The sequence below is a fragment of the Segatella salivae DSM 15606 genome (genome assembly GCF_000185845.1).
Classification (GTDB): domain Bacteria; phylum Bacteroidota; class Bacteroidia; order Bacteroidales; family Bacteroidaceae; genus Prevotella; species Prevotella salivae.
Map to the genome: position 1 here is coordinate 2,921,492 of NZ_GL629647.1, position 11,981 is coordinate 2,933,472.

The following is an 11,981-nucleotide window of genomic DNA, read 5'->3' on the forward strand; positions in this document are numbered from 1 at the left end:
AATAGCCTTTTCCAATTCAGAGGGACAAAAATAATGATTTAGCTTAATCACATTTTTCATCGATCTGTGATATCGTTCTATCTTTCTCTGCGTCTGCAAGGGTTTGCCATGGATATGCTTGATATTATATTCCTTACAGAGATACTGTTTGAGAGAGGAAGCAATATAACATGGTCCATTATCTGATAACAGACAAGGAGGATTCTGGAATGTAACTCCTGCCTTCTCAATTGCTTTATCTATAGTTCTGGATACATCATCAGAAGTCATACTCGGACATAACTCCCAATGGATAATATACCTGCTGTAGTCATCAATTACCGTAGAGAGATAATACCAGCCCCAATCCTTGACTTTGAAATAGGTAAAATCGGTCTGCCACATCTCATTAGCGAATTTAGTCTTATGATGGAACTCATCAGCTGCAAAGATAAAATCATGCTCCATACGTTCCAATAGATCTCTTTCGTGTAATATACGATAAAAGCTTGACTCTGAAACAAATATCTGACTCTCTTCCAATAAAAGAACTGACAATTCCCTAGGGGTGAGCTCCGGGTGCTCTAAAGAAAGTTCAACCACTATTTGTCGAATATTATCAGGTATGCGGGTTTCACGTTGTCGGTGCTCTACAATGTGTTGCTCTGAGAGCATTCAAACCTCCTATAGCATATTTCTTATACCAATTATAAAAGGTACGCCTTGGGATTCCTAAACGCTTAAGTGCCTGAACAATACTTAACTCTGAACGCTTTATTGGTGAAAAATTCCACCAAAAGAGGTTATTTTGTCAGATTTTATTGCTACCTCTGTCATGTCAGTTGGTTTATTGTTTTACATGTTTGGTAGCACTAAGATAAGTGAATTTTCTGACATACGCAAGTGTTTGAATACTTCTATGTATCAGGCACTTGCATTTCTTGCAAGCAAAAACGCTGCGGAAGTAAGGAATATCAAAAATCCGATTCACGTATATAAGTGCATAGAGGAGAATGTTGACGATGTAGCAAATATCAAATGGTACCCTTATTCCTCATTGGTGAAGAATGGCAAGCCAGATATGGGTAAGATAGGCCAAATAGGATTCGAATGTTATGAAGCAAACTTTCACTATGATGGCTCAACGAAGCTGCCATCACTTGAAAAAATGATGATGGTATTACGCAAATCACCAGATTGTCAGATTGATATATCGGAAGTAACCGAAAAGGAGATAATCAACGAGTATAAGTTCATTGTGAGCTTAAAAAAGCAAGCTGATTAGGGTTAAATATCAAAAATCTGTAGGAAAATAAACAATAAATGAGTATTTTTGCCGTTTTAATAGAAGAAATTCAGCTGAGATTATGAGCGTTAAACAAATACCCAATAGATTAAAAGCCGCATTAGCAGATAATCACAAGACAAGCAAATGGCTTGCTGATCAATTAGGAAAATCAGACATGACGGTTTCCAGATGGTGTACTAACCGCTCACAACCTTCTGTCCACCAATTGATAGAGATAGCTAATCTCTTAGATGTTGATGTATCAGAACTGCTTAATAAAACAAAATAATTAACGTATGAAGTACAGATTTATAGATTTGTTTGCAGGTGCTGGTGGGCTATCAGAAGGTTTTATCAGAGCTGGTTATGAACCCATAGCACATATTGAGATGGATCACTATGCTTGTGATTCATTGAAAACTCGTGCAGCATTTCATTATTTAAAGGAGAACGGAAAACTTGAAATATACGAAGAATACCTCAAAAATAAGAAGGAAAAGACAGATGGAAGTTGGCTTTGGAATAAAGTTCCTAAATCTGTGATTGACTCTGTAATTCAAGAAGCTATAGGGAAAGAAACATTGCCAAGCCTTTTTGAAAGAGTTGACAAGCTTTGTAATGGGACGCCCGTTGATATGATAATTGGAGGTCCACCGTGCCAAGCATATTCTGTCGCTGGCCGTGCCAGATTAGGAAAGAAAATAGAAGAAGACCCTCGTAATGACTTATATAAATTCTATGTAGCGTTCCTTAAGCGCTATAAGCCCAAAATGTTTGTATTTGAAAATGTTTTGGGAATTCTTACTGCTAAAGGTGGAGAGCCATTTAGGGATCTTATTCGATTGGTGCGTGAGTTGGATTACAATATAGATTTTCGTGAACAGATAGCATCACAGCATGGCGTTTTACAAAAACGTCATAGGGTCATTATTGTTGGTTGGCAAAATAAAAGAGACACACAAGAAGATACCTCGTATCACTATCCGTACCTTCTTGAAGAGCAAATACCATACAAAATAATGAGGGATTTGTTTTGTGATTTGCCTATAATCAAAGCTGGTGAAGGTACACTTTGTGGAATTGTTCATTACACAAAGCCTTTAAACGATATGGAATACCTTAAAAAATCAGGAATTAGAGGAGTCTTGAGCTTTACCACTCAGCACATTGCACGTCCTAACAATCCTACAGACAGAGAAATCTATAAGCAAGCGGTTGAACAATGGAATGAAGGGAAACGTTTACGGTATGATAAGCTTGACCCTTCACTACAAAAACATAAAAATACGCAGACATTCTTAAATAGGTTTTGTGTGGTAGATCCTAACGGGGTATGTCACACCGTTGTAGCGCATATCGCTATGGATGGACATTATTACATATATCCAACTCCTAATCCAACTACGGATAATGTACGCTCTATTACAATACGTGAAGCTGCAAGAATACAATCATTCCCAGATGACTACTTTTTTGAAGGAAGTCGCTCTGCCGCATTTAAACAAATTGGTAACGCTGTCCCTGTAGTACTTGCAGAGAAGATTGCTTTAGAGATAAAAAAGATATTAGCTCATGAAGATGAATTACGAAGAACTCAAAACCGCTAATGCTACACCTGCTGCTGCGTCTATGGTTGAGACTTTTCGAGCTATGGGCTATAGTTTGGAAACAGCAATGGCTGATATATTAGATAACTCTATATCAGCTGGAGCGAATAATATCTGGATTTCAAGAATCTGGAAAGGTGGCCAATCCATTATAACTATTAAAGATGACGGTATTGGAATGAACCACCAAGAACTGATTGAAGCTATGAGACCGGGTTCTCAAAATCCTTTGGAAGAACGTTCAAAAAGTGATTTAGGTCGATTTGGTTTGGGACTGAAAACCGCCTCATTCTCTCAATGTAGAAGACTTACCGTATATAGCAAAAAGGCTGATTACAAGCCCGTTTATTGGACTTGGGACTTAGACTATGTTGCAAAAACAAACCAATGGGAACTTCTTCAATGGATTCCTGATGAATATATAAATGCTCTTGATGATGTTTCTCATGGCACTTTGGTTGTATGGTCAGGTTTAGACCGAATCATTAACCCAGAAACAAGTGAGATTGATATTAACTCAAAGGCTAAATTTTCTTCACAATTAGATAAGGTGAAACGACACATTTCAATGACTTTTCACCGTTTTATTGAAGAAAAAGTTGTGAAGATTTTCTGGTGTGAACATGAGATAGAGCCTTGGAATCCATTCTGTGAAGATGAACCAAAGACGCAGATAAGACCCACCGAGAATATTATTGGTGGAATATCTGTCAAGGGGTATGTTTTGCCTCATAAAAGTGCTTTCTCTAGCGAAGTAGCCTATACTAAAGCCGAAGGTATAAATGGATGGGCAGCTCAGCAGGGATTCTATGTGTATAGAGGAAAAAGATTACTTTTAGCAGGTGATTGGCTTGGACTATTTAGAAAGGAAGAACACTATAAATTAGTGCGAATTAAGATAGATTTACCTAATACATTGGACACTGAATGGCAGATTGATATTAAAAAATCAAGAGCCTATCCTCCAATGCAAAATAGAAGTCAACTTGAATCTTACGCTAAAGCTGTAAGATCAATTGGCTGTGAAGTCTATCGACATAGAGGAAAGATTCTGAAGCAGAAAGCTGGTACATCTTTCCAACCTCTATGGTGCGAGAAGAAAAAAGATAACAAATGGTCTTTTGTGGTTAATCGTGAACATGATATGATTCAGCAAATTAAAAGTATGGCTCATGATAACCCAGAGAAGGCTATTAACACTCTCCTTAGTTTTATTGAGGAAACGTTACCAACTAAGACTATTTATATCAATGAAGCAAAAGGTGAAGAGTCTCAACTTGAACCTTTTACAGGTATCAATCCTTCAATCATAACAGATATGATGCGGATGGTGTATGATAACCAAATTAAAATGGGAAAGACATCTGAACAAGCCAAAGCATATCTAAAAACAGTAGAACCATTTAATCTCTTTGAGGATTTAATCGAAAATTTATAGCTATGCAGAATCAAATTATTAATATGTGCCGAGTCCTAATCGGACCAAATGCTGTTGTAACAGACGATCAGATTAATGATGCTATAGCAAGGGTATCACTAATCTTTCCCAATATGGATATTGCGCAAGTAAAAAACGAATTATTATCCTTGTATGGAGTAAGAATTCAGGATTTTCAAATTCTAGAAGGAAATGAAAGAAGACAACCTTGGCTTAGAGATTTCAAAGCTGAACGCAAATCTACTTGGGACTTTTGGGTGAGATATAAACAATATCTGTCTGAACAAAAAGGATTTGCTCCACTTGTCATTCAAAAATTAGATGATATGAGTGACCGCATTTTAGATAATTTGTTTAATCCACAGCTGACCAATATCACAATTGATAAAAAAGGGTTAGTTGTAGGTCAAGTTCAATCTGGTAAAACAGCTAATTACACAGGCTTAATTTGCAAAGCTGCTGATGCTGGCTTCAATTTTATCGTTGTACTAGCTGGCATATTGAATAATCTGAGAAGCCAAACTCAAAGTAGAATAGATGAGGGCTTTTTAGGATTTGATACCCAATACGAACGAGCATATAATATCAATAATACTACCAAAATCGGTGTGGGACTGATTCCTGGTTTTGATTCCGCTATAGCTAATTCCTATACCACAAGTTTGGATTCTGGCGATTTCAATAGTAGGGCAGCAAATACAGCTGGCTTCAACTTCAATGCACCGCAACCTATAATTTTGGTTGTAAAAAAGAACGCATCAGTATTAAAGCGCTTGAACACTTGGCTAAAAGCTCAAGCTGGGGGTCACAAGATTGCCAATAAATCGTTGCTACTGGTTGATGATGAAGCGGATAATGCTTCAATCAATACAAAGAAAGATAAGGATTTAGACCCAACAGCAATTAATAAAGCTATTAGAACGCTGATTGGACAATTCAATAGGTCTGCCTATGTTGGATATACAGCCACCCCTTTTGCTAATATATTTATAGCACAAGACGAATCAGATCTGTTTCCACGTGACTTCATTATCAATCTACCTGCACCAACTAATTATATTGGTCCTGAAAAAGTATTTGGGACAAGTATGTATGTTGAGGATGAAGAAGACTTGTTGCCAATTGTGGTTCCTATTAGCGATTATCTGACTTTCATACCAGAGGGGCACAAAAAGAATGATCCCAAGCCAACATTTACAGATATACCAGAGTCATTAAAGACGGCTATTAAGAGCTTTATATTGACATGCGCTATACGTATAGCAAGAGGCCAAGAAAACAAGCATAACTCTATGCTTATCCACGTTTCTCGCTATCAGCTATGGCAAAATAAGATTAAAGAATTGGTCGCTCAGCAGTTTTCTTATTATAAGCAAGAGATAGAAGCAAACGATTCATCTGTGCTCAGTGAATTTCAAGATTTGCTAGAGAATGACTATACTGAAACAACCAATAAAATTAAAAATTCGTCGCTTTCCAATATTGATCATTGCTTGCAAGTCCACCAGTGGGAAGATATTAAGCCTTTGCTTTTCAAAGTTGTTCAGAAAATTGAAGTGAAATCCATTAACGGATCTTCAGGTGATATTCTTGATTATCAACTGAGTTCTAAAAATGGGGTTTCTGTAATTGCTATAGGCGGAGACAAACTATCTCGAGGTCTAACTTTGGAAGGTCTTTCAATAAGCTATTTCCTACGTGCATCTAAAATGTATGACACATTAATGCAGATGGGCAGATGGTTTGGTTATCGTCCTGGATATGTTGATTTATGCAGATTATTTACAAGTGCGGAACTTAATGAATGGTATCGACACATAGCTGTTGCTAGTGCTGAGTTGCGTGATGAGTTCAACTACCTTGCAGAATCGAGAAGTACTCCTGATAAGTATGCCCTTAAGGTGCGTACGCATCCTGGATGCCTGCAGATTACAGCTCTTAATAAAATGAGAAATACCAAAGAAATTCAAGTATCATGGGCTTCTCGCCTCATTGAAACGTATCAATTGCCAATTGACAAGGGATTAAAGAATAGAAACCTTGTTGCAACCGAAGAGCTTCTATCTGGTTTAGGTGAGCCGCTAATCAAAGACGGAGACTATCTTTGGAAGAACGTTCCAGCAAACCAAATCTCTGATTATTTCAATGAATTTACTGTTGCAGAATCTCTCAAAAAGGTAAATCTTGAGTTGATAGTTAAGTATATTAATGAGTTACAAGGATATGGCGAATTAACGAATTGGAGCGTAGTTCTAATGAACAAAACGGCTGGTAGTGGACCGAATAAGGAATATTGTTTCTGTAACAAATATAAAGTTAATTGTTTCTATCGTAATAGAGCTATTGATACCGATTACAAAACTTACTTTATTCGAAAGAATCATATAGTAGGTAATCAAGCCGATGAATTTGTGGATTTAGATAAGAATGTGCTAAATGAAGCTCTTGAAGCAACAAAGCAAGAGGCTATTAAAAGTGGTAAAACTTGGGCAAAGGCATATCCCAAGCCATTAGTTGTACGTAGTAATTTCAGACCCAAAGCTCAACCACTTCTAATTATATATCCATTAAATCCTATTGGTGCCAACGTTATGAAGAATAATGTGCCCGTTGAAGGTTCAATCGTGTTTACAGTAGGTGATGATCCTTTTGTAGGGTTTGCTATTTCGTTTCCTGCAACAGATACATCTATAGCTGTAAATTATAAAGTGAATATGGTAGGAGAATATGCCGATATTGAAGACAATTTCGATAATGAAAACGACAATGAGTATGGAGAATAAATATCATATTATAGAGTTGTGGAGCTCATTAAAAAGCCTTGCAACTATAGGGGTTGTGAAGAAACTGTATGACGCATCATTACCAATACAAGTATATGCCACATATAGCTATCCCGATGATATAGTTGGGATAGCGGTCTCTTTCTCGAAAGAATTCAAGATTGATATTTCGTCTTTAAGCAATTTGAGCGAATTAAGAATTAGGCAGCTTTTGGATGCTTCAATGCCAGGACAAAAGATGCTCCATGTTCAACTGATGAGAAATGAAAACCAAAGAGTTTTCGCCGCATTGTGTGAAGATTTAATAACTACTTTAAAACCACTATCTTCTACAAAAGAAATGGCTCAAGAAGTTGTAAATCAACTACATAGATGGAAGGATTTGTTCGGAAAAATTAAATTCGAAGGATTATCAAAAGAAGAACAGCAAGGTTTATACGGAGAATTGGTTTTCCTTAGAAAATTGTTAAATAGAAGTTCAAATGATACCTATGTTTCTACTTTACAATTGTGGACTGGAGTTGAGAAAACAAATAAGGACTTTCAAGGCGATAATTGGGCAGTTGAAGTAAAAACAACATCTACCAATAATGCTCAATTCATAACTATAAACGGAGAACGACAACTTGATAATTCACTTGTCGCTCATTTATTTGTTTATCATTTAGTTTTAGAAGTATCCAAAACTAATGGAGAAAGTTTGCCTATGATTGTGTCAGAAATAAAGGCCCTTCTCAGTGGCAATGTACCTGCACTATGTATCTTCGAAGAAAAGCTCATTGAAGCGAAGTACATATCTTGTCATGAATTCTTATATGCTGAGCGTTTTTATAAAAAAAGGAGCGAAAAGTACTATAAAGTATTAGCTGATTTTCCAAGAATCATGGAGAATGATCTTAGAAACGGAGTTAGTAATGTCGTTTATGTTATTTCTATCGGCATGTGCGATGAACATTTAGTTCCTGAAGGTGTTTTATTTAATACCATAAAGTGACATGAATACTGACATAAATAAATATTATCTATCTCTCATTCAAGAGATTGCAACCCGCCAACTATCTAATGAAGATGGCGATAATCAAGAGCAAACATTTACTAGATATGTTCTTGATGTATTGTCAGAAGCTGGAGAAACTGAAAATGCAACAGTAGCTTTTGATGAAAAAGACTTAGGAACAAAAAAGCAACATAAAATTAATGGCTATGCAATAGCTGATAATTATGAAACTGTTGACTTATTTATTTCTATTTTTGGGTGTGAAGAAAGCATATATTCAACTCCTAAAGCTGAAATTGATAGAGCTGCTACCAGAATTATTAATTTCTTCAGAAAGGCTGTATATGGTGATTATGCAAATGAAGTTGCAGAATCATCTGAAATATTTGAGTTCGCAAATACTCTATCTTCATATGAAGAATTAAAAGAGAATTTGGTGAGAGTTAATGCCTTTATCCTAACTAATGGAGAATATAAAGGGGAAATTCCTGCTAATATAGAAATCTGTGGATATAAAGTATTCTTCCGGGTGATTGACCTTCGCTATCTTTACCAAGTTACAGTAGAGTCACGCGTGCCTATTGAGATTAATTTTATGGAGGAAGGCTATACTGTCCCATGTTTATCAGCAGCTTCTGAAAACCCAGACTATCAAGCATATGTAGCTATTATACCTGGAATATGTTTGGCCAATTTATATGAAAGGTTTGGTGCCAGATTATTGGAACAAAATGTTCGTTCTTTCCTCCAATTTACGGGAAAAATTAACAAAGGTATCAGAGATACAATTAAAAAAGAGTCACATATGTTCTTGGCCTTCAATAATGGATTAGCGGCTACTGCTAATCACATCGAATTAGATTCTATAGGCAGAAACATTGTCAAGATTTCTAATTTACAGATTGTAAATGGCGGTCAAACAACTGCATCTATCTACCATACATGGAAAAAGGATAAGGCTGACATCTCTGGAATTTTTGTTCAAGCTAAAATCTCGGTGATCAAAAGAGCAGAAGAATTTGCCGATATTGTATCACGCATTTCTCGATATGCAAATACACAAAACAAGGTGAATGAGGCTGATTTTACAGCCAATAATGCCCATCTTATTGCGTTTGAGAAGTTATCACGATACATCATGACACCAATAACAGAAGATTCAAACATCCAGACATATTGGTTCTTTGAAAGAGCAAGAGGCCAATATAAAAATCTTCGTCAAAAGGAGGGGTTTACCAAATCTCGCCAAACTGCCTTTGACTTGAAATATCCCAAGAAGCAGGTTATTACGAAGGTAGAACTTGCCAAATATATAAACGCATACGAAGAAGTGTATGATGGGAAAAAGATTGCAATCGGTCCGTTTATCGTGGTACGTGGTAACGAAAAGAACTACAGTAAGTTCATAAATAATAACTTACCTGAAAGTATTAAAAACTTCAATAGCATCTATTATGAAGATGCCATTGCCAAAACGATATTATTCAGAACTGCCGATAAAAGATATGGTACCAAAGTATCTGGAAATAATATTGGTGAGTTGAAACAAGTAGTTGTTCCTTATGCTATTTCTTTATTAACTACCATAACGAAGGGAAAGCTAAACCTCTATAAGATTTGGAAGAACCAATGCCTTTCTAACGCACTTTCTGATTTCATTTATGAGCTAATGAAACAGATTAATGAATTCATTCTCAATGAATCACCTGTTTCACATTATATCGAGTGGTCAAAAAAAGAAGAATGCTGGGAGAAGGTTAAGGCATACACTTGGTCTTATGATTTGAATGATATAAAGTCTGATCTCATAAATTCTTCAACTCCAGTCAGAAAAGGTTTTTCGCTGAATCCTGATAAGAACGATGAAGATGTAGCTCATGATATGGAAATTATAGAATCTATTCCATTTTCATTGTGGAGAAAAATTGCTGAATGGGGAAAAGAAACTGATTGTTTGTCTATCAATTATCAGTCTGCTGCTCAAGAAACGGCTCATAAGTTGAAGTTTAATCATAAGTTTACTGATTCAGATAGAAGAAAAGCCATAAATATTTATAATATCGTTTGTGAGAAGAATATCGAATTGTTGTTTGAGGCAGATAAGCTTACTTCCGAAGACGATAAAGCACATAGTGCAAGTCATGCTTCCTCAACTGATTATGATAACGATAATATCACAATTGAGTTGGTTCAAAAAATGGTTGAGTGGGATCGCAGACGTCGTGTCCTCAAAGATTGGCAATGGAAAGTTATGGATGAGATAGCCAATGGGAAACGTCCATTGGGTGAAAGAATGAAAAGAGGAATGTATATGAACTATATAACTCTCAAAAAAAGAGGGTTTACAGAATAAGGACTATATGCTTAATAATAAACGAACATTAACAAATAACCTTATTTCCGCAAACAATTTCCTTGTTTGTTTCAAAACTTGCTTGCGTCTCATTTAACCCTACGAGAAAGGTCGATTTGTCATTTTTTGCTCAACTTACCTCAAATAGGTTGGGTTATTGGACACAAGTTCCCTTACCCATAGGGAATAGGGAAGATAAAATTCAGCAAAGAGTTTGAAGCTATTCTTTAAAAATCTTGATATAATACTTTTTGGGTGTGTATAGGTTTAAGACGTATCTCCTTCCTGTCTTAATCCATTTGGCAGGTACGTTGATAAAGTGTAATATGAACTTCTTCAAACGACTGCTTTTCTTTAGAGGTTCTATTTGTTGAGACAATTTATCAATGAGAAAAAGGTAGAAGTTCTTCAACATTGCTGTAACGAGCATAAAGAAGGTGTTCTGCTCAAGAAAGGAGAAAGGCAGGTGTACCCAGCCAGGAAAGTAACCGTAATCACTTTTATAAGAATATGTTGCATCGTATTTGTGCGCAGGAATAAACTGGTGGTCAAAGTCTAAATCAACGCTGCTTCCTTAGTGTGTCAAACCAAGATGCTTAACCATCGTCAGAAGAAGTTGGTTTAATTTCTCAGCCTTATTGTACTTATAAGCGTGCTTGAATTTATCACAAGCGTAAACCACATTTGCTTCCTTAAGTTCTTTTAAACCACGACCAACAGTGTCTGCCCCAGGAAGTGTACATTTGGGAGATAATGAAAACTGAGCAACGAGCGTGTTAATATCTTCCAAGCAATCAGCACCACATAAATAGCTATAAAACAGCGATGAAATAATATCACTATATTGGAATGCCGTACTTGTACTGCCACGCTGACCAAGCGAGGAGTCAATAATTTGATTGAGTCCAAGTTTGGAAAAAACATCCATTACGTGAAAAATTCCACCCAAAGAGGTTATTTTGTCAGATTTTATTGCTACTTTTGTCATGTCAGTTGGTTGATTATTTTATATGTTTAGTAGCACTAAGATAAGTGAATTTTCTGACATACGCAAGTGTTTGAATACTTTTATGTATCATGCACTTGCTTTTCTTGCAAGCAAAAACGCTGCGGAAATAAGGGATTTTATCAAAGACAAAAGGAGTTTCGTCCTTAAAATCTAAAGCATTGATAGCAACATTGTGATTGGCAATCAATGCTTCGATATTATCTGACGTTAAGAACTCGGTATGTACGGTTATATGTGCATTAGGGTTTATACTTAACAATCGTTCTGCCAAGCACTCAGCTTTATACCTACCGATGTCATTTCCCGTGTAGTTTTGTCTATTTAAGTTAGTCTTTTCTACCTTATCACCATCAACAATGGTGATATGTTCAAAACCTAATCTTAAAGCACATTCTGCCACGATACTACCGATACCAGCACCACCAAGGAATATCTTATAATCCTTGATGATGCTTTGTTCGTTTTCACTCACATAGAGTCTGTTTCTACTATATCTTTCTTCCATAACTGATAATTTATTTTTTGCG

Annotated in this window: 9 protein-coding genes and 2 pseudogenes; 7 read left to right on the top strand and 4 right to left on the bottom strand. The window is 36.2% G+C overall.

The window, feature by feature from the left end; translation table 11 throughout:
• Both HMPREF9420_RS14795 and HMPREF9420_RS15025 read right to left on the bottom strand, forming a co-directional pair.
• Positions 1–447 (bottom strand): DDE-type integrase/transposase/recombinase (locus HMPREF9420_RS14795; RefSeq protein ID WP_248628113.1); only part of this gene is annotated, 447 nt, incomplete at its 3' end.
• Between the two features lie 166 nt (positions 448–613).
• Positions 614–757, bottom strand: coding sequence for a helix-turn-helix domain-containing protein (locus tag HMPREF9420_RS15025; protein ID WP_081457513.1), 144 nt, complete (start codon positions 755–757; stop codon positions 614–616).
• A 30-nt stretch (positions 758–787) separates the two neighbouring features.
• Here HMPREF9420_RS15025 and HMPREF9420_RS11420 point away from each other — a divergent pair, with 30 nt between their 5' ends.
• The 7 genes from HMPREF9420_RS11420 to HMPREF9420_RS11450 all read left to right on the top strand — a co-directional run bounded on the left by HMPREF9420_RS11420 (position 788) and on the right by HMPREF9420_RS11450 (position 10,445).
• Positions 788–1,264 (top strand): hypothetical protein, encoded by a 477-nt coding sequence (locus HMPREF9420_RS11420; RefSeq protein ID WP_234967307.1) that lies wholly within the window; start codon positions 788–790, stop codon positions 1,262–1,264.
• 82 nt (positions 1,265–1,346) lie between these two features.
• Positions 1,347–1,556, top strand: a complete 210-nt coding sequence (locus HMPREF9420_RS11425) for a helix-turn-helix transcriptional regulator (RefSeq protein ID WP_006045720.1) — start codon at positions 1,347–1,349, stop codon at positions 1,554–1,556.
• Positions 1,557–1,563: 7 nt separating this feature from the next.
• Positions 1,564–2,874: a DNA cytosine methyltransferase gene (locus HMPREF9420_RS11430; protein WP_007135867.1), complete on the top strand. Its 1,311-nt coding sequence runs from the start codon at positions 1,564–1,566 to the stop codon at positions 2,872–2,874.
• Entirely contained in the window at positions 2,840–4,312 is a 1,473-nt protein-coding gene (locus HMPREF9420_RS11435; RefSeq protein WP_007135868.1) for an ATP-binding protein, read from the top strand. The genes HMPREF9420_RS11430 and HMPREF9420_RS11435 overlap by 35 nt, the downstream gene beginning before the upstream one ends.
• A gap of 2 nt (positions 4,313–4,314) precedes the next feature.
• Positions 4,315–7,095 carry a Z1 domain-containing protein gene (locus HMPREF9420_RS11440; protein WP_007135869.1) on the top strand — a complete coding sequence of 927 codons (2,781 nt, stop codon included), beginning with the start codon at positions 4,315–4,317 and terminating at the stop codon, positions 7,093–7,095.
• A complete protein-coding gene (locus tag HMPREF9420_RS11445; RefSeq protein ID WP_025839654.1) occupies positions 7,085–8,089 on the top strand; it encodes a PD-(D/E)XK motif protein in 1,005 nt (334 codons plus the stop codon). Before HMPREF9420_RS11440 ends, HMPREF9420_RS11445 begins: the two co-directional genes overlap by 11 nt.
• Before the next feature lies 1 nt (position 8,090).
• Positions 8,091–10,445, top strand: coding sequence for an AIPR family protein (locus HMPREF9420_RS11450; RefSeq protein WP_007135871.1), 2,355 nt, complete (start codon positions 8,091–8,093; stop codon positions 10,443–10,445).
• 220 nt (positions 10,446–10,665) lie between these two features.
• On the opposite strand, the pseudogene HMPREF9420_RS15090 reads toward HMPREF9420_RS11450, so the two are convergent.
• A pseudogene (locus tag HMPREF9420_RS15090) lies at positions 10,666–11,433 on the bottom strand (transposase family protein).
• Positions 11,434–11,566: 133 nt separating this feature from the next.
• Positions 11,567–11,959, bottom strand: a pseudogene (locus HMPREF9420_RS11465) (ThiF family adenylyltransferase); the annotation flags it as partial.
• Positions 11,960–11,981 lie beyond the last annotated feature (22 nt).

Bases quoted from the DNA above. Each gene is read 5' to 3' on its own strand.
- HMPREF9420_RS11425 (WP_006045720.1), top strand. From the start codon at position 1,347: ATGAGCGTTAAACAAATACCCAATAGATTAAAAGCCGCATTAGCAGAT.
- HMPREF9420_RS11440 (WP_007135869.1), top strand. From the start codon at position 4,315: ATGCAGAATCAAATTATTAATATGTGCCGAGTCCTAATCGGACCAAAT.
- HMPREF9420_RS11445 (WP_025839654.1), top strand. From the start codon at position 7,085: ATGGAGAATAAATATCATATTATAGAGTTGTGGAGCTCATTAAAAAGC.
- HMPREF9420_RS11450 (WP_007135871.1), top strand. From the start codon at position 8,091: ATGAATACTGACATAAATAAATATTATCTATCTCTCATTCAAGAGATT.
- HMPREF9420_RS11435 (WP_007135868.1), top strand. From the start codon at position 2,840: ATGAAGATGAATTACGAAGAACTCAAAACCGCTAATGCTACACCTGCT.
- HMPREF9420_RS11430 (WP_007135867.1), top strand. From the start codon at position 1,564: ATGAAGTACAGATTTATAGATTTGTTTGCAGGTGCTGGTGGGCTATCA.